Annotated in this window: 11 protein-coding genes; 5 read left to right on the top strand and 6 right to left on the bottom strand. The window is 72.0% G+C overall.

Annotated elements, in window-relative coordinates:
• The first annotated feature begins 71 nt into the window (after positions 1 to 71).
• The 4 genes from FHR36_RS05535 (at position 72) to FHR36_RS05520 (ending at position 5,583) form a co-directional block, all read left to right on the top strand.
• A complete protein-coding gene (locus FHR36_RS05535) occupies positions 72 to 1,307 on the top strand; it encodes a ribonuclease D (protein WP_253794227.1) in 1,236 nt (411 codons plus the stop codon).
• A gap of 232 nt (positions 1,308 to 1,539) precedes the next feature.
• The gene (locus FHR36_RS05530; protein WP_253794226.1) at positions 1,540 to 2,757 is read left to right on the top strand and encodes a thiolase family protein; all 1,218 of its coding nucleotides are present in this window, start codon (positions 1,540 to 1,542) and stop codon (positions 2,755 to 2,757) included.
• Between the two features lie 2 nt (positions 2,758 to 2,759).
• Complete coding sequence (locus FHR36_RS05525) at positions 2,760 to 4,886, top strand: 3-hydroxyacyl-CoA dehydrogenase NAD-binding domain-containing protein (RefSeq protein WP_253794224.1); 2,127 nt, start codon at positions 2,760 to 2,762, stop codon at positions 4,884 to 4,886.
• 100 nt (positions 4,887 to 4,986) lie between these two features.
• Positions 4,987 to 5,583 carry a putative DNA-mimic protein gene (locus FHR36_RS05520; RefSeq protein ID WP_253794223.1) on the top strand — a complete coding sequence of 199 codons (597 nt, stop codon included), beginning with the start codon at positions 4,987 to 4,989 and terminating at the stop codon, positions 5,581 to 5,583.
• Between the two features lie 7 nt (positions 5,584 to 5,590).
• On the opposite strand, the gene FHR36_RS05515 is transcribed toward FHR36_RS05520, so the two are convergent.
• Positions 5,591 to 6,562 carry an ArsR/SmtB family transcription factor gene (locus FHR36_RS05515; RefSeq protein ID WP_253794222.1) on the bottom strand — a complete coding sequence of 324 codons (972 nt, stop codon included), beginning with the start codon at positions 6,560 to 6,562 and terminating at the stop codon, positions 5,591 to 5,593.
• Positions 6,563 to 6,621: 59 nt separating this feature from the next.
• Between FHR36_RS05515 and FHR36_RS05510 the strand changes: the two genes are divergently transcribed.
• Positions 6,622 to 7,806 carry an MFS transporter gene (locus FHR36_RS05510; protein WP_253794221.1) on the top strand — a complete coding sequence of 395 codons (1,185 nt, stop codon included), beginning with the start codon at positions 6,622 to 6,624 and terminating at the stop codon, positions 7,804 to 7,806.
• Between the two features lie 41 nt (positions 7,807 to 7,847).
• Here the strand turns inward: FHR36_RS05510 and FHR36_RS05505 are convergent, their stop codons facing one another.
• From FHR36_RS05505 to dxs, 5 genes are all read right to left on the bottom strand, one after another.
• Complete coding sequence (locus FHR36_RS05505; RefSeq protein WP_407660803.1) at positions 7,848 to 9,998, bottom strand: glycoside hydrolase family 31 protein; 2,151 nt, start codon at positions 9,996 to 9,998, stop codon at positions 7,848 to 7,850.
• Positions 9,999 to 10,626: 628 nt separating this feature from the next.
• Complete coding sequence (locus FHR36_RS05500) at positions 10,627 to 13,599, bottom strand: hypothetical protein (RefSeq protein ID WP_253794219.1); 2,973 nt, start codon at positions 13,597 to 13,599, stop codon at positions 10,627 to 10,629.
• Positions 13,600 to 13,744: 145 nt separating this feature from the next.
• Positions 13,745 to 15,256 carry an ArnT family glycosyltransferase gene (locus FHR36_RS05495; protein ID WP_253794218.1) on the bottom strand — a complete coding sequence of 504 codons (1,512 nt, stop codon included), beginning with the start codon at positions 15,254 to 15,256 and terminating at the stop codon, positions 13,745 to 13,747.
• 58 nt (positions 15,257 to 15,314) lie between these two features.
• Positions 15,315 to 16,808: an amino acid permease gene (locus FHR36_RS05490; protein ID WP_253794216.1), complete on the bottom strand. Its 1,494-nt coding sequence runs from the start codon at positions 16,806 to 16,808 to the stop codon at positions 15,315 to 15,317.
• 153 nt (positions 16,809 to 16,961) lie between these two features.
• Positions 16,962 to 18,848, bottom strand: coding sequence for a 1-deoxy-D-xylulose-5-phosphate synthase (gene dxs / locus FHR36_RS05485; RefSeq protein WP_253794214.1), 1,887 nt, complete (start codon positions 18,846 to 18,848; stop codon positions 16,962 to 16,964).
• Positions 18,849 to 18,878: the final 30 nt, after the last annotated feature.

Here is an 18,878-nt window from a genome sequence, read left to right as displayed (position 1 = left end):
GCATATGTCGGAACATGGTCCGACCAGTCGGACAACACTCCCGGCGCCCCTCCCCGTCGTACCCTTGGGGAGTGACCGACGCCGTAGCAGCCATCCCTGAAGAGACAGCCCCGGTCCCGCTCCTCGAGCCGCGGGAGGGGCTGCCACCGGTCGTGGCGGACGAGACCGCGCTCGCCGAGACCGTCGCCGCGTTCGCCGGCGGCACCGGGCCGGTCGCCGTCGACGCCGAGCGCGCCTCGGGCTACCGCTACGGCCAGCGCGCCTACCTGATCCAACTGCGCCGGGCCGGCGCCGGAACCGCGCTGATCGACCCGATCGCCTGCCCCGACCTCTCCGCGCTCGGCGCCGCCCTCGCCGACGCCGAGTGGGTGGTGCACGCCGCCACCCAGGACCTCCCCTGCCTGGCCGAGGTCGGCATGACCCCGCGCAGGCTCTTCGACACCGAGCTGGCCGGCCGTCTGGCCGGCTTCCCCCGGGTCGGCCTCGGCCCGATGACCGAGAACGTGCTCGGCCTGTCGCTCGCCAAGGAGCACTCCGCGGTGGACTGGTCCACCCGCCCGCTGCCCGAACCCTGGCTGCGCTACGCCGCGCTGGACGTCGAGGTGCTGGTCGAGCTGCGCGACGAACTCGAGCGCGAGCTGGACGCCCAGGGCAAGCTCGGCTGGGCGCTGGAGGAGTTCGCCGCCCTGGTCGACGCCCCCCGTCCCGCCCCGCGCACCGACCCCTGGCGCCGCACCTCCCAGCTGCACAAGGTCCGCCGCCGCCGCCAGCTCGCCGCCGTCCGCGAACTGTGGCTCGCCCGCGACCGGATCGCCCGCGAGCGCGACGTCTCCCCCGGCCGGGTGCTGCCCGACGCCGCGATCGTCAACGCCGCGCTCGCCATGCCGCTCAACGCGCCCGCGCTGCTCGCCGTCACCGGGTTCGGTCCGCGTGCCAACCGGCGCCAGCTCGACCAGTGGCTGGCCGCGCTCCAGCGCGCCCGCGAGATCCCCGAGAACCAGCTGCCGCCCGCCGCCGCCCCGCACGACGGCCCGCCGCCGCCGCGCGCCTGGGCCGACAAGGACCCGGTCGCCGCCGCCCGGCTCTCCGCGGCCCGCGCCGCCGTCACGGAACTCGCCGAGCAGCACAACCTGCCCGCCGAGAACCTGATCACCCCCGACCTGGTCCGCCGCGTCTCCTGGGAGCCGCCCGCCACCCCGGACGCGGAGTCCGTCGCCGCCGCCCTCCGCGCCCTCGGCGCCCGCCAGTGGCAGGTCGACCTGGTGGCCCCGGTCATGGCGGAAGCTTTCTCGACTCCGGCGGAGTAGGCACCTGAAGGGGCGCGGGGAACTGCGCGCCCGGCCATGCACCCTCGTGGAGCACGGCCGCGCGCAGTTCCCCGCGCCCCTCATGCTTGACGTGGTGCGGAACACACCCCCTCCTCCCCTGTCCAAGCTAGTTACTGGCGGGTAGCATGGCTGGCGCAGCAACGCCGCTTCATACCCGTGAGCCGTGCGGACTGCGCGTTCAACGTCATGTCCCCTTGGGAGGAGAGCCCCCGTGCCTCGTACCGCGAGGGACGTCGTCTTCGTCGACGGCGTCCGCACCCCGTTCGGCAAGGCCGGCCCGAAGGGCATCTACGCCGAGACCCGCGCGGACGACCTGGTCGTCAAGTGCATCCGTGAGCTCGTGCGCCGCAACCCGAACCTGCCGGTCGAGCGCATCGACGAGGTCGCCATCGCCGCGACCACGCAGATCGGCGACCAGGGCCTGACCATCGGCCGCACCGCGGGCCTGCTGGCCGGCCTGCCGAAGTCCGTCCCGGGCTACGCGATCGACCGCATGTGTGCCGGCGCGATGACCGCCGTCACCACCACCGCGGGCGGCATCGCCTTCGGCGCGTACGACATCGTGGTCGCCGGTGGCGTCGAGCACATGGGCCGCCACCCGATGGGCGAGGGCGTGGACCCGAACCCGCGCTTCGTCTCCGAGAAGCTGGTCGACGAGTCCGCCCTGTTCATGGGCATGACCGCCGAGAACCTGCACGACCGCTTCCCGCACATCACCAAGGAGCGCTGCGACGCCTACGCCGTGCGCTCGCAGGAGAAGGCCGCCAAGGCGTACGCCAACGGCGACATCCAGCCCGACCTGGTGCCGATCGCGGTCCGCAACACCAACCCGGCCGCCGGCGAGACCGGCTGGGGCCTGTCCACCACGGACGAGCCGATGCGCCCCGGCACCACGCTGGAGTCGCTGGCGGGCCTGAAGACCCCGTTCCGCCCGCACGGCAACATCACCGCGGGCAACGCGGCCGGTCTGAACGACGGCGCCACCGCCTCGCTGCTCGCGGCCGAGGACGTGGCCGAGGAGCTCGGCCTGCCGGTCAAGATGCGCCTGGTCTCCTACGCCTACGTCGGCGTCGAGCCCGAGGTCATGGGCATCGGCCCGGTCCCGGCGACCGAGAAGGCCCTGGCCAAGGCCGGTCTGACGATCGACGACATCCAGGCGTTCGAGATCAACGAGGCCTTCGCCGTCCAGGTGCTGGCCATGCTCGACCACTTCGGCATCGCCGACGACGACGAGCGCGTGAACCCGTACGGCGGCGCGATCGCCTTCGGCCACCCGCTGGCCTCCTCGGGCGTGCGCCTGATGACCCAGCTGGCCCGCCGCTTCGAGCAGCGCCCCGACGTCCGCTACGGCCTGACCTCCATGTGCATCGGCTTCGGCATGGGCGCCACGGTCATCTGGGAAAACCCGCACTTCGAGGGTGGTAAGTGACCATGAGCACCACTGAGCTGCTGAAGCGCGCCGCCGAGCTGTTCCCCGGCGAGGTCGTCACCACCGCGCACGTGCGTCACCTGGACCTGCCGCTGCAGGCCGGCAAGCTGGCGCTGATCACCCTGGACAACGGCTTCGACCACACCAAGCCGACCACCTTCGGTCCCGGCTCGCTGGCCAAGCTGTCCGAGGCGCTGGACCAGGTCGAGGCCGAGGCGGCCGAGGGCACGATCGTCGCCGCCGCCATCACCGGTAAGCCGTTCATCTTCGCGGTCGGCGCCGACCTCAAGGGCGTCGAGGTGCTCAAGGAGCACTCCGACGCGCTGGCCATCGGCAAGGGCGGCCACGACGTCTTCAAGCGGATCGCCGCGCTGCCCGTCCCGTCCTTCGCGTTCTACAACGGCGCGGCGATGGGCGGCGGCGTGGAGGTCGGCCTGCACGCCACCTACCGCACCGTCAGCTCGGGCGTCCCGGCGTTCTCGCTGCCCGAGGTCTTCCTCGGCCTGGTCCCCGGCTGGGGCGGCTGCACCATCCTGCCGAACCTGATCGGCCCCTCCAAGGCGATCAAGGTCATCATCGAGAACTCGATGAGCCAGAACAAGCAGCTCAAGGGCGCCGAGGTGTTCGAGCTCGGCATCGCGGACGCGATCTTCGAGCCGGCCGACTTCCTGGAGCAGTCGATCCTGTGGGCCGCCAAGGTCCTCAAGGGCGAGGTCGCCGTCGAGCGCGAGGAGATCGACCGCGGCAAGGCCTGGGACGACGCCGTCGCCTGGGGCCGCCTGGTCGCCGACGCCAAGGTACACGGGGCCGCCCCGGCCGCGTACAAGGCGCTCGACATCATCCAGCAGGTCAAGGACCAGGACCTGCAGGCCGGCTTCGACGCCGAGGACACGGCGCTGGCCGACCTCATCATGACCGGCGAGCTGCGCAGCGGCCTGTACGCCTTCAACCTGGTGCAGCGCCGGGCCAAGAAGCCGTTCGGTGCCCCGGACAAGTCGCTGGCCCGCCCGGTCTCCAAGGTCGGCGTGGTCGGCGCGGGCCTGATGGCCTCGCAGCTGGCGCTGCTGTTCGCCCGCCGCATGGAGGTGCCGGTCGTCCTGACCGACATCGACCAGGAGCGCATCGACAAGGGCGTGGGCTACGTCCACGCCGAGATCGACAAGCTGCTGGCCAAGGGCCGGATCGGCAACGACAAGGCCAACAAGCTCAAGGGCCTGGTCACCGGCCACCTGGACAAGGCCGTCGCCTTCGGTGACGCGGACTTCGTGATCGAGGCCGTGTTCGAGGAGATGGGCGTCAAGCAGAACGTCTTCGCCGAGCTGGAGGCCGTGGTCTCGCCGACCACCATCCTGGCCACCAACACCTCGTCGCTGTCGGTCACCGAGATGGCCTCCAAGCTCCAGCACCCGGAGCGCGTGGTCGGCTTCCACTTCTTCAACCCGGTCGCGATCCTCCCGCTGCTGGAGATCGTCCGCGCGGAGAAGACCGACGACGCTTCGCTGGCCACCGCCTTCGGTGTCGCCAAGAAGCTGAAGAAGACGGCCGTCCTGACCAAGGACGCCCCGGCGTTCGTGGTGAACCGGATCCTGCTCCGCTTCATGGACGCGATCCAGAGCTCCATCGACGAGGGCACCCCGATCGAGACGATCGAGAAGGCCGTGCTCCCGCTCGGTCTGCCGATGTCCCCGATCGTGCTGCTGGAGCTGGTCGGCCCGGCCATCGCCCTGCACGTGTCGGAGACCCTCGCCGCGGCCTTCCCGGAGCGGTACACCGTCTCCGAGAACCTCACCAAGCTGGTCAAGGCCGGCAAGCGCGGCTTCTACGTCTGGCAGGACGGCCAGCAGGTGCTCGACCCCGAGGTCCTGGCGCTGCTGTCCTTCGGTGACACCGTGCTGACGGAGGAGCAGGTCCTCGCCAAGGCCCTGGACGCCGTCGCGCAGGAGATCGGCCTGATGCTCGACGAGGGCGTCGTCGGCGAGGCGCAGGACATCGACCTCTGCATGATCACCGGCGCCGGCTGGCCCTTCCACCTGGGCGGCATCACGCCGTACCTGGACCGCGAGGGCGTCTCCGAGCGGGTCATCGGCAAGAAGTTCCTCGCCCCGGGCCTGGCCTCCGTCCCGGCCTGAACCTGACGCAGTGACGCAGTGACGCATCGACGGGCGGTACTCCCAGAACCGGGGGTACCGCCCGTCGGCGTTGTCGGACGTGCCCCCTAGCCTGCGGGGTATGGGACTTGCACTGTCGGTCGGGGAGAACGACCACTACTCCGAGGATCTTGCCGCACTGTCCGGGGTGCTGGCTGCGGTGGGCGTCGGGTGGCGCGAGCCGGAGGGGGTGGCGGCCGAGGGTGCCTCGGTGGGGTTCCCGTACAGCTACTTGCACCAGGTGCGGCGGGCGTACGCGTTGCATGTGAACGGCGAGCCGGTGTCGCCGGCCGGGTCGACGGCGCCGGAGCGGTTGGCCCGGGACGCGGAGCTGGTGGAGGACGAGACGATGATGATGTCCTCGCACCTGCTGTGCCACTCGGACTGCGCGGGCTTCTACGTGCCGGTGGAGTTCGACGACCCGCTGTTCCTGGACGAGGAGGCGGTGGCCGGCGGCGGGATGGTCGGGTCGACGCAGCGGCTGCTGGCGGAGCTGGTGCGGTGCGCGCCGGCGATCGGCATCGCGGTGGAGGCCGGGGCCCTCGCGCCGGGGCAGGAGGCGCTGCTGGCGGACGTCCCGGCGGGCGACCCGTACGAGGCGGAGAAGTTCACCTGGTACGGCCTGTACCGGGCGTGCCAGGCGAGCATCGCCACCGGCCACGCGCTGGTGTTCTGCTGACGAGCGGTCATTCGCGCTGGGCGGCGAGCAGTGCCTCGGCGGCGGACGTCCGGTAGTAGAGCACGGAACGGCCGGCGCGGCGGCGGTCGATCAGGCGGGCGTCCAGCAGCACTTTGAGGTGGCGGCCCACCGAGCCGAGGCCCTGGCCGGTGAGCGCCACCAGGTGGGTGGTGCTCTTGGGGGTGTCGAGCAGGACCAGGACGGCGGCCCGGCCGGGCCCGAGCAGCCGGCCCAGCGGGTCGGGGACGGGCTGCGGCGCGGAGTCGGCCAGGGTGCCGGAGCAGGGGTAGACGACGGCGAAGCGGCGTCCGGCGCTGTCCCAGGAGACCCAGCCCGTGCTCGGCGTCACCGGGACGAACATCAGCCGGGCATCGGCGACCTCGCGCGGCGGGTAGTCGAAGCGGTTGATCCGCAGCCGCCCGTCCCCCAGCCAGCGCATGCCGGGCCGCAGGTCGTCCAGCGCCGCCGCCCAGCCGCTGTGGCTCAACTGGGCGGTGCGCGCGACGATGTCGGCCTCGATGACGCGTCGGCGCCGGGGCCAGTACGGCAGGACGGTCTCGGTCCAGACCCAGGCGAGCAGGTCGGCGGTGCGGGCGGCGAGGTCGTCGCGGTGCAGGGCGGCCGGCAGTGGTCCGCCGACGGAGACGGCGAGGTCGGCCCGGGCGGTGTCCGGTGCGGTCGCCCGCACCGCCGCCAGTTCCTCGGCGAAGCCCGCCTCGCCCTCGCCGGTCGGGGTGGGGGTGAGGTAGTCGGGGTTCCAGGTGGTGTCGAGCGCGCACCGGACGATCAGCGCGGTGATCGGGTCGGCGGCCGTCCGCCTCCGGTAGGCGGGCAGGTGGGCGTCGAGCCAGGCGCGCGCCCCCGGGTCGGTGGCCTTACGGGTGTGCAGGGCCTTGAGGCTCGCGACGGCCTCGGCCAGTTCGGACACGACGAAGCGGCTGCCCGCCAGGGTGTCCGCGTTGATCTGCCACAGCCCCACGTTTCGCCTCCCCGCGAAACTGTATCGCCCGGCCGCCGGGGATTTGCAGACTCCGGGTCATGCGTACGTATCAAGAGTTGTTCCGTGCACCGGAGTTCGCGCCGTTCTTCCTGACCTGGTCGGTCCAGACCGCCGCGCAGACGGTGGCCGGGCCGGCGCTCGCCGCACTCGTGTACTCGGCCACCGGTTCGCCGCTGCTGTCCTCGCTCGCCATGTTCGGTCCGGCGCTGGCCCAGGTGGTGGGCGCCGCGACGCTGTTGTCGGCCGCCGACCGGCTGCCGCCGCGCGCGGCGATGAGCGGCCTGGCCCTGGTGCTGGGCGCCGGGACGGCCGTCCAGGCCGTCCCCGGGCTGCCGGTGTGGGCGGTGTTCGCCGTCCTGCTCTGTTTCGGGCTGGTGACCGCCGCGGGCCGCGGCACGACGTTCGGGCTGCTGACCGACATCCTGGCCAGGCAGGACTTCCTCCTCGGCCGCTCGGTGCTCAGCATGTCGGTCGGGGTGGTGCAGATCTGCGGGTTCGCGATCGGTGGTGTCCTGGTGCAGCAGGTGTCCGCGCGCGGGACCCTGCTGGTGGCCGCCGGCCTGTACGTCGCGGCGGCGGGGATCGCGCGCTTCGGTCTGCGCCCGCGGGCGCCGCGGGCGGTCGGACGTCCGTCGGTCGCCCGGACCTGGCGGAACAACGCGGCGCTGTGGTCGGCCCGGCCGCGCCGGTACGTGTACCTCGCGCTCTGGGTGCCGAACGGGCTGATCGTCGGCTGCGAGTCGCTGTTCGTGCCGTACGCGCCCGCGCACTCGGGTCTGCTGCTGGCCTGCGCCGCGTTCGGCATGCTGGTGGGTGACACCCTCACCGGCCGGTTCCTGCCCGGCCACTGGCGGGCCCGGCTCGGCTCGCCGCTGCGGTTGCTGCTCGCCGTCCCGTACCTGGTGTTCGCGCTGCGTCCGACGCTGTGGCTCGCGCTGGCGGCCGTGACCCTCGCCTCGGTGGGGTACTCGGCGAGCCTGCTGCTCCAGGACCGGCTGATGGCGCTGACCCCGGACGACATGAGCGGGCACGCGCTCGGGCTGCACTCCTCCGGCCTGCTCACCCTGCAGGGCGTGGGAGCCGGGCTGGCGGGTGCCGTCGCCGGATGGACCTCGCCCGCGACGGCGATGGCCGTGCTCGCGGCCGGGTCGATCGCCGTCACCCTGGCGCTGGCGCCGGGGCTGCGCACCCCGGTGCCCGCCCGGGAGTTGGCGACGGTGTGACGTCGGGTCCCGGCCCCGCACCGGGGCCGGGACCCGCGCCGTCAGTGGATGATCTCGACCGAGAACGGGCGGTCGGTGGGGCGCGAGGGCGTCCTGATCTCGGTGACGCCGGTCGCGGGGTCGTACCGCCAGCCGGTGGCGGCCGGGTCGTCGGTGGTCAGCTTCGGCAGCGGGCCGCCCGGTCCGACCACCAGCCGGGGTTCGCCCTGCCCGTGGACGGTGAAGCGGTAGGCCCGGGCGGCGGGCTGGCCGGCGTACGTGCCCTCGCTGGCGCCGACCTGGACGACGGTGGCCGCGCCGTGGGCGTGCACGTCCACCCGCTGGGTGGCCGAGGAGCCCTGGGCGTACTGCCGGGTGACGCCGTCGTCCTCGTAGAGGGTGTAGGCGGTGTCGCCCTGCGGGTAGAGGTCGTAGTCCAGTTCGGTGCGGTCGCGGTTCTCCCAGGAGAGCGTCCCCTTCGGCCACATCGGCACGATGGAGCCGCCCTTGACGAACAGCGGCAGGGTGTCCAGCGGCGCCCGGTAGCCGTTGACGACGGTGGGGCCCTGGTAGGTGCGGCCGGTCCAGTAGTCGGTCCAGGTGCCCTTGGGCAGGTAGATGCCGTCGCGGACCTCGGTGTCCGAGTAGACCGGCGCGACCAGGAAGTCCGGCCCGGCCATGAACTCGTAGGTGGCCTGCGGCCCGAGCGCCGCCGGGTCGTCGGGGTACTCCAGCGCGAGCGGGCGGACGGCGCCGACGCCGGTCCTCGCGGCCTCGGCGGACAGGGTGTACATGTACGGCAGCAGCCGCTCCTTGAGCTGCAGGTACTTCCGGTTGATCGAGGTGTACGGCTCGCCGTCGAGCCAGGGCTGCTGGTCGTGCGGCTGCTTGGTGGTGAGGTCGCTCGCCCAGCCGTCCATGGTCATGACGGCCGGCAGGAAGGCCTTCCACTGCAGGTCGCGGGCGTACATCTTCGGGTCGTGCCGGTAGATCGAGCCCACGTCGCCGGTGTTGTAGGCGATGCCGGACATGGTGGCGCCCGCGTAGGTGGGGATCTGCCAGCGGATGTAGTCCCAGGACAGGCTCTGGTCGCCGCTCCACAGCACGCCGCAGCGCTGGGCGCCGGCCCAGGAGACGGGCAGCCAGACGAAGCCGCGGGCGTCGCTGTTGTCCTCGATGCCGGCCTTGGCCTGGTCGCAGGCGTTCAGGGCGAAGTCGTAGCCGTTGCCGACCCAGGCCACGTCCAGTTTGCGGACCCGGACGCCGGCCTTGACCTCCTCGGCCTGGTTGGGCAGGCCGTTCTGGGTCCACAGGCCGAGCTGGGCGTGGTCCTTGCGCAGGCCCGCGCCGGTCGCGGCGAGATCCTCGTAGCCGCAGCCGTAGCCGTCGTTGACCAGCATCCAGCCGAGCGGCATCCCGTTCTGCGCGTACCCGTCGGCGACCTTGAGCGCGTCCTGGGTGTGCCGTTCGCCGCGGTTGGCGTTGTGCAGGTAGCAGTCGGAGTCGCCGGGCTCCAGGCCGTAGACCGGCGGCATGAAGGGCTTGCCGACCAGCGCGGTGTAGCGGCCGATCACCGTCTTCAGGTCGCCGGTGAAGTAGTAGGCGTCCAGGCGGCGTTCCTGCTGGCCGGTGCGGACCGGCGAGCCGAAGTCGTAGACGCCCGGGGCGAAGGTGTTGCGAAAGACGCCGTAGCCGGCGGTGGAGACGTAGAAGGGCTGGGAGTTGTTGTAGCCGCCCTCGTTCCAGTCGAAGCTGTTGGCGACCCGGATCGTGGTGTCGCGGTGCGAGAAGGAGCCGTTCTGCTCGCCGCCGCCGAAGAACTGCTCGTCGGCGCCGCGGACCAGGCTCTGCCGCATGCCCCCGGTGCTCCAGCGCAGCGGGGCGGACTCCTGCCAGATCGCGGTGCGGTTGTCGGCCCGGTAGAGCCCGAAGCGCAGCGGGTGCTTGTAGACCCGCAGCACCACGTTCCTGGCGCGGATGCCGTAGTAGTCGCCGGCGTCGAAGGTGCTGGTGTCGCGCTGCGGTTCGGGCTGGGTGCGGACGATCGTGGAGCCGGCCGGGTCGGTGAGCACGCCGTCGGGGGCGGCGCGCAGCCGCAGCTGGTCGTCGGCGAGGAAGTCGACCCGGGCCCGGAGCGTTCCGGCGGTGATGTCGTAGCCGCCCTGGGACCCGGAGAAGGCGGTGAGGTCGCCCGCGTCGGTGGTCCGCGGCAGGTAGGCGTGGCCGGTGTAGGCGTTGTCGTGGACGTCGTACGGGACGACCACCAGGTGGTAGGTGCCGGAGGCCTTGGGGATGACGGTGGCCTCGGGGTCGGCGGTGCCGGCGCTGCTGGCGACCTGCCGGCCGGTGGAGTCGTAGATGTACAGGTCGAAGTCGTCGGTGGGGGTCTGCCACTGGATCGAGACCGGGATGCCGCCCTCGGGGTTGTCGTCCCAGTACCCAGCGGGGACGTCGACGGTGAGGTCGAAGCGGTCGCAGACCGCGCCGTCGGGGTCCTGCTCGGCGGTGGGGCAGTCGGTGGGCCCGCCGAGGGTGCCCTTGGCGTAGCGGGGGCTCTGCCAGGTGACGTCCTGGTGGCCCTGGTCGAGGACGGCGGAGTGCGGGGTGGCCGCCCTCGCCGGGACGGTGGCCCCGGCGAGGGCGGTGAAGGCGGCCAGGCTGATGGCCAGGCTCTGGATGCGGAGTAAGCGCAAGGGGTGTTCTCCCGTCGACCGAACACATGCTGTTCATGACTGCGCAGAACTGCTCGAAAGTCCGAGTTTCGACGCAAGATTCACAGCACGGGGAGGACATGTCAACGGTACCCACCGGTTTTCCGGTCGGTCGGCCGACGGGAGGGGGTCAGCCCCAGTTGCCGATCAGCGGGAGGTCGTCCAGGTCGCCGAAGGTGGCGCTGTGGACCACCACGTTGCTGTCGCGCGCGGCCCCGAAGAACGTGCGGTCACCGGGCCGGTAGACGCCGACCGTGTCGATCCCGGTGCCGTCCCAGTCGCCCTTGAGGGGGACGTCGCCCGGGTTGCCGAACTTCACCACGTGGTCGGGGTTGGCGCTGGTGTTGCTGTTGCTCAGGTAGAACATCTGGGTGCTCGGCCGGTAGACGCCGATGGTGTCCCGGCCCTGGCCGCTCCAGTTGCCCACCAGCGGGGTGTCACCGGGGTTGCCCATCTTGATCGCGTACGCGACGGTGGCGTTGTCGTTGCTCAGGTAGAAGGTCTGGTCGCCCGGCCGGTAGACGCCGATGGTGTCCCGGCCCTGGCCGCTCCAGTCGCCGACCAGCGGGACGTCGCCGGGGTTGCCGAACCTGGCGGTGACCGTCGCGGTGGCGTTGTCGGCGCTCAGCAGGAAGGTCTGGCTGCTCGGCCGGTAGACGCCGATCGTGTCGGTGCCCGGGCCGGTCCAGTGCCCGACCAGCGGGACGTCGCCGGCCGCGCCGAACTGCGCGCTGCCGATGGTCGCCGCGGCGCGGTCGGCCTCGTGGAAGCTGCGGTCGCCCGGCCGGTGGACGCCGACCGAGGAGAGTGGCGGGTGCGGGGTCGCGTTGACGACCGCGCGGCCCTCCCGCTGCTGCTCGGCGACGGTCAGCGGGTAGGTCGCGGCCTGGTCGGGACCGAGCCAGCGGAAGTCCTGCAGGTAGACCACCCGCGGGTCGGTCCCGGCGATCGCCCGGTACTCGGCGTTGGCCGCCGCCATGGCAGCGTCGGTGGTGTGCTCGCACCCCCACAGGCCCGCGGTGATGGACTCCGGGAAGAGCATCAGGTGCTGGTCGGGCGAGGCGAGCTTCCGCTCCAGTTGGCTGAGCTCGTCGCGGACCGTGGCGCGGCCCTTGCAGTAGTCGTCGAACCCGACGACGTCCACGCCGCTCGGGATGGTGTCGGCCGGGTTGAACAGGCTCCCGGCGTCCATGGTCAGGTGGATCATCTTGTCCGGGAAGACCGCCCGGATCTGGTCCACCGCGGTCTGCACCTGCCGGGCGTCGAGGCCGTGGTAGTACGGCTCGTCGATCACGTAGACCGCGGCGACCTTGTCGATGTTGGAACCGATGGCGGCGCGCAGCCCGGCGAGCGCGGCCGGCGCGTCCGGGTTGGGCCCGCCGTGCGCCTGGTCGTAGACCTGGTAGCCGGCGTCGACGATGCAGGACGCCGGGCCGCAGTAGTCCAGGTAGCCCTTGCGCGGGTCCTGCGCGAGGTAGCCGTTCAGGTTGGTCCAGGACGCCACCTCCGCACTGTGGTCGGCGCTGTTGTTCGGCGCGTCCGGGTCCATGATGTCGAAGTAGCCGTAGTACGAGAGGCCGCCGATCATCGAGATCCGCAGGTCGTCCACGGTGCCGGCCTGGCCGGTGGTCGAGGGGTGCGAGCCGAGGTAGACGTAGCCGTCCCGCGGGAGGTCCGCGGTGGCCGGCACGGTGAAGGCGGTGCCGTTGACCACCAGGGTGGCCTGGCGGGCCGCTCCGGCGGCGACGGCCAGGGACACCCGGTAGGAGTCGGCGGCCGGGACGGACTGCTCGCTCGCCCAGGTGGCCGTCCCGTGCTGGAACAGCTGCAGCGTGCCGTCGGCCCGGATCCGCAGGCCCAGCGCGACGTCCGGTCCCTCCACCCAACCGGTCCCGGCCTCCGAACCGCTGACCGCGAGCGAGGCCCAGTCCCGGCTGGTCCGGCTGCCCACGACGGGGGTGAGCACCGCGTGGACGGTGTACGTGCCGGACAGGTCGGCGGTGGCCGGCTTGTCGAGCCGGACGGCGGTCGGGGCGGTGAAGGACAGCGCGTTCGGCCGGTCCGGGCTGTTCACCCGGACCCCGCCCGCGGCCGGCGTCACCGGGAGGCCCGGCGCGCCGGAGACCTGGGTGTAGTGAGCCGACGCCGGGGACGGCTGACGGGCGCTCAGCTGCTGGTCGAGGCCGAAGTCGGCGGTGTCGCCCGGCACCCCGTCGAAGGTGTCGACGAAGGGCTTGGGCCCGCTCGCCGCCGTGGTGTCGACCCGGCTGACCGCCAGGCCGTGGCCGGTGCCGTCGCCGAAGGTGGTCACCTCGCCCGCCGAGTCCAGGTAGGCGCCGAGGTAGAGGTAGGAGCTGCTCGGCCAGCGGGTGACACCGGCCGGTGCGGTGACGTCGAAGCGGGTGCCGTCGACCGTCAGCGAGACCAGCCGGTCGGCGCCGGTGGAGACGGTCAGCGAGACCGCGAACGGCCCGGCACCCGGGGTGACCCGGCCGGTCCAGAACGGCACCTCGCCGCCACCGCCGTGGAACAGCGCCAGCTTGCCGCCGGAGGAGACCGTCAGGCCCAGGTCCACATCGGCGTTGGTGACGTAGCCGGTGCTGCGGTGGCTGCGGCTGAGCATGATCGAGGCCCAGTCCGCGCCCGTGGTGTCGCCCTCCACCGGGTCGACCGTGGTGGACACGGTGTAGTGCCCGCTCTCGTCGGCCAGCGCCGGGGCGTCCAGCATGACCGCGGAGTGGCCGAGCGAGAACAGCAGCTTGTTCGGGTGCTGCGGGTGGCTGGTCTGGACGTACCAGGGCGCCGGCGGGACGGCCGTGTCCCAGCGGCCGGACACCCGGGTGTACGAGATCTGCCGCGCCGTGCCGTCCTGCTCGCGCCGGTCGAGGCCGACGTTCAGGCCGTACATCGGGTCGGTGTCCAGCTCGGTCCCCTGGGTGAAGGAGTCCGCGAAGCTGCCCGAGGTGTTCAGGTCGGCGGGGGTCGGCGGGCCGGACGCCGCCGCGGCGGCGGGCTGGAGGCCCAGAACGGCCGGAAGGACGGCCAGCGCGAGCGCGGCCGTCCCGGAGGCGATTCTGCGGCCCAGTGCGGTACTGAGGACCACGGTGTGATTTCTCCCGGTCGTCGGACCGGCGGCGCTCCTGCGCCACCGCAGGGAGCACCCATCGCACACTGACTGTCACCCCCCGTGGCGAGCCTAGGAGGGGGCACAACCGGTTTTCCGGGCCGGGCCGGCGGGGTGGCGCGGGTCAGCGCTTGAGGCGGTAGATCACCGTGTCGCCGGTGACGCCGACGACCTCGTAGTGGGTGTCCAGCAGGCTCTCGATCCGCGGGATCATCACCGGCTGGTACGGGGCGGTGCCGGAGTCGTCGACCACGACCTCCGGCAGGCCCTTGGCGGCCAGCTCCTCGTCGAAGGTCTGCCACGCGTCGCTGACGCTGTACTGCTCGCCGACCTTCTGGCCGTCCTTGCCGCCGCTGTAGTTGGTCAGGAAGCCGGCGGTCAGGTAGCGGGTGGCCGGGCGGCGGTCGGCCAGCCAGTAGAGCTCGGGGTGCATGCCCCAGACCAGCACGGTGTCCTTCGGCGTGGTCTGGGCGGCGACCGCGGTGGCCACCTCGGTGGTCTGGTCGAGCTTCTGCCCCGGCCAGAAGATCGCCAGGCCCCAGAAGACCGTGCACGCGACCATCGAGTACACCAGCACCGGCTTCCAGCGCACCGCCGAGGCGCAGACCGCGGCCACCCCGAGCAGCACCAGCGGCGGCATCAGCTGCAGGTAGTAGTGGCCGAAGAAGTGGAAGCCCACCGAGACGGCGACCACCGAGGAGGCCAGCCACACCCACAGGTCGGTGGAGGAGCCGTACGACTCGCCGCGCACCGGCACCGGCCGGCCGCGGTGGCGCAGCCACAGCCGGTGGCCGACCGGCAGCAGGAAGCCGAGCCCGGCGGCCAGCAGGATCGCCGAGTTGCCGAGCGCCCGGCCGAGCATCTGCAGCCAGTTCGAGCCGAACGTGGCGTAGTCCCCGCTGCCGGTGACCACCCAGAACAGGAAGCCCTTCGGCTTGGTGAGGATCATCGCGACCAGCGCTATGGGCAGCGCGAAGCCGAACCCGATCTTGAACAGCGCGGGCAGCCACCGCACCCCGCGCCGCCGGGCGTCCTGGAACAGCATCCACAGCACCGGCAGCAGCACCGCGCCGCCGGTCTGCTTGGTGAGCGAGCAGAGCGCCACCGCGATGCCCGCCGCCAGCCAGCGGCGCCGCTCCGCGTACCGGAACGCCGCCACCATCGCGGGCAGCATGAAGACCTCGAAGGTGGCCGCCTGGGTGTCCTCCGGCGAGAGGCCGATGGACAGCAGCAGGAAGAGCGCGCCGGCGTACGCCCCGGCCCGGTTGCCCCAGCGGCCGCGGGCGATCGACGCCAGCAGCACCGCGGTCACCAGGTGGGCGACGATCGCCAGGGTCCGCAGCGGCCACAGCGAGACCGAGCCGAAGATCGCGAAGCACGCCTCGTACAGCCAGGGCAGCAGCGGCGGCTTGCGGTCGACCACGGTGTCGTAGAGGACCCCGCCGTCGGCCAGCATCCTGGCCTGGGTGGCGAGGTAGCCCTCGTCCGGGCTCCACACCGGCCGCAGGAACGACGGGATGTGGGTGGCCACGGCCAGCAGCGCCAGTGCCGGGACCAGTCTGGTCCAGTAGCCGGTCCGGACACGCTCGGGCAGGCGTTCGGCGAGCGCACTCAGGCGGCTGATGGCAAGGGACACGGATGACAACCTACCGGGCGGCGTCGGGGCGGGCAGCGCCGGTCCCGGATTGGTACGGCTACGGCTCGACTCCGCCGTCCGCGTCCCGACCGAGCCGGCTGTGGCCCCGTCCGTACAGGAAGTAGACCACCAGGCCGACCACCAGCCAGACCAGGAATCGCCACCACGTCTGGACCGGAAGGTTGAGCATCAGCCACAGGCACGCCAGCACCGACAGGATCGGCAGCACCGGCACCCACGGGCAGCGGAACGACCGCGGCAGATCGGGCCGGGTCCGACGGAGGATCACCACCCCGATCGACACCACGATGAACGCGAACAGCGTGCCGATGTTCACCAGCTCGGAGAGCTCCTCCAGCGGGATCAGTCCCGCCAGCACCGCCACCACCAGCCCCAGCAGCAGGATCGCCCGGGTCGGCGTCTTGTACTTCGGGTGCACCGAGGAGAACAGCCGCGGCAGCAGCCCGTCCCGGCTCATCGCGAAGAACACCCGGCTCTGCCCCAGCAGCATGATCATGGTGACCGAGGTCAGGCCCGCCACCGCGCCCACGTCGATGATGTCGGCGAACGCGTCCTGCCCGACCGCCTTGAACGCGTCCGCCAGCGGGGCGTCCGTCGACAGCTCGGTGTACTTCTGCATGCCGGTCACCACCAGCGACACCGCCATGTACAGCACCGTGCAGATCACCAGCGAACCGAGGATGCCGCGCGGCAGGTCGCGCTGCGGATTGCGGGTCTCCTCCGCGGTGGTCGCCACGATGTCGAAGCCGATGAACGCGAAGAACACCACGGCCGCCGCGGTGAAGATGCCCATCACGCCGAAGTCCGTCGGCGTGTACCCGAACAGCGCCTGGATCAGCGGCTGCGAGCCGCCCGCCTTCCCCGGAGTCTCCTGGGCCGGCGGGATGAACGGCGAGTAGTTGTCCGCCTTGACGAAGAACAGGCCCGCCACGATCACGATCAGGACCACGGTCACCTTGATCGCCACGATCACCCGGGTCACCTCGGCGGACAGGTGCATCCCCAGCAGGATCACCGCCGTCAGCAGCAGCACCAGCAGCGACGCCAGCAGGTTGAAGCTCCAACCGCCGGTGGACGCCCCCGAGATCGCGTGCGGCAGCGTCACCCCGCCGCTCTTCAGCAGCGACTGCACGTACCCCGACCAGCCGACCGACACCACCGCCGCACCCAGCGTCAGCTCCAGCACCAGGTCCCAGCCGATGATCCACGCCGGCAGCTCGCCGATGGTCGAGTACGCGAACGTGTACGCCGACCCGGCCACCGGCACCGTCGACGCGAACTCCGCGTAGCACAGCGCCGCCAACGCGCACACCACGCCCGCGGCGGCGAACGACAGCGCGACGGCCGGGCCCGCGTGGCTCTTGGCGGCGGTGCCGGTCAGCACGAAGATGCCGGTCCCGATGATGACGCCGACACCGAAGACGGTGAGATCGAGGGCGGACAGCGTGCGGGTGAGGGCGTGACCGCTCTCGTGGGTGTCCGCGAGGGACTTCTCGACAGGCTTGGCCCGGATCAGCTCGCGCAGCTCCATGGGACGAGGTGTTCCACCCGCGGGCGAGGCCGCAGCGCGACGGCTGGCTTGTTCACTCGTTCGGGTACACCGGAGGCGCGGGGAACTGCGCGACCGGCCACCGCTCTACGTGAGTGCATGGCTTGTCGCGCAGTTCCCCGCGCCCCTGACTTCTCAACCCACCTGCGTACGCTCGCCGACCGTCGCGAGGACCTTGGCCGCGATCGCCGGGGCGGTCAGGCCGATCTCCTCGAGGATCTCGCCGCGCGAGGCGTGGTCGAGGAACTCCTGCGGGATGCCGAAGTCGCGCAGCGGGACGTCGACGTCCGCGTCCCGCAGGGCCTGCGCGATCGCGGTGCCGACGCCGCCGACGCGGCCGTTGTCCTCGACGGTGACCACCAGGCGGTGGCGGGCGGCGAGGCCGGGCAGCGCCGGGTCGACCGGCTTGACCCAGCGGGGGTCGACGACGGTGCTGGTGACGCCCTGGGCGGCGAGCAGCTCGGCGGTCTCCAGGCAGGTCTGGGCGAGCGCGCCGACGGAGACGATGAGCACGTCGGCGTCCTCGTCGGCGGCGCCGCGGAGCAGGTCCATGCCGCCGATCTTGCCGAGGGCGGGGACGGCGGGGCCGACGGTGCCCTTGGAGTAGCGGACGACGGTGGGCGCGTCGCCGACCTCGACGGCCTCGCGCAGCTGGGCGCGCAGCTGGTCGGCGTCGCGCGGCGCGGCGAGCCGCAGGCCCGGGACGACCTGGAGGATCGACATGTCCCACATGCCGTTGTGCGAGGCGCCGTCGGTGCCGGTGACGCCGGCCCGGTCGAGGACGAAGGTGACGCCGAGCCTGTGCAGGGCGACGTCCATCAGGACCTGGTCGAAGGCCCGGTTGAGGAAGGTCGCGTAGACGGCGACGACCGGGTGCAGGCCGTTGGTGGCGAGGCCGGCGGCGGAGACGGCGGCGTGCTGCTCGGCGATGCCGACGTCGAAGATGCGGTCCGGGTAGGCCTTGGCGAAGGGGGCCAGGCCGACCGGGTGGAGCATGGCGGCGGTGATGCCGACGATGTCGTGGCGCTCGCGGCCGAGGGCGACCATCTCCTCGCCGAAGACGGAGGTCCAGTCCTTGCCGGAGGACTTCACCGGGAGGCCGGTGTCGGGGTGGATGACGCCGACGGCGTGGAAGCGGTCCTCGTCGTTGTTCTCGGCGGCGTGGTAGCCGCGGCCCTTCTCGGTGATGCAGTGGACGATCACCGGGCCGCCGAAGCCGCGCGCCTTGGTGAGGGCGGACTCCAGGGCCTGCAGGTCGTGGCCGTCGATCGGGCCGATGTACTTGAGGCCGAGGTCCTCGAACATGCCCTGCGGGGCGATGAAGTCCTTCAGGCCCTTCTTGGCGCCGTGCAGGGTGTCGAAGACCGGCTTGCCGACCACTGGGGTGCGCTGGAGGGCGTCCTTGCCCCAGGACAGGAAGCGCTCGTAGCCCTGGGTGGTGCGCAGGGTGGAGAGGTGGTTGGCGAGGCCGCCGATGGTCGGGGAGTACGAGCGCTCGTTGTCGTTGACGACGATGACGACGGGCAGGTCGGTGCCCTCGGCGATGTTGTTGAGCGCTTCCCAGGCCATGCCGCCGGTGAGCGCGCCGTCGCCGATGACGGCGACCACGGGGCGGTCCCGGTGGCCCTGGATCTTGTTGGCCTTGGCGAGGCCGTCCGCGTAGCCGAGGACGGTGGAGGCGTGCGAGTTCTCGATCACGTCGTGCTCGGACTCGGCGCGCGAGGGGTAGCCGGACAGGCCGCCCTTCATCTTGAGGCGGCTGAAGTCCTGGCGGCCGGTGAGCAGCTTGTGGACGTAGCTCTGGTGGCCGGTGTCGAAGAGGATCCGGTCGCGCGGCGAGTCGAAGACCCGGTGCAGGGCGATGGTCAGCTCGACGACGCCCAGGTTGGGGCCGAGGTGACCGCCGGTCTTGGAGACCTCCTCGACCAGGAAGGTCCGGATCTCCTCGGCGAGTGCCGCCAGCTGCGCGGGGGTGAGCCGGTCGAGATCGCGCGGTCCCCTAATGCGGGTCAGCAGGGCCACCCGTTCCTCCTCGTTCACAAGTTCTCGGCC

It is taken from the genome of Kitasatospora cinereorecta, from assembly GCF_024172095.1.
GTDB lineage: Bacteria > Actinomycetota > Actinomycetes > Streptomycetales > Streptomycetaceae > Kitasatospora > Kitasatospora cinereorecta.
This window is presented reverse-complemented; position numbering and strand designations above follow the sequence as displayed.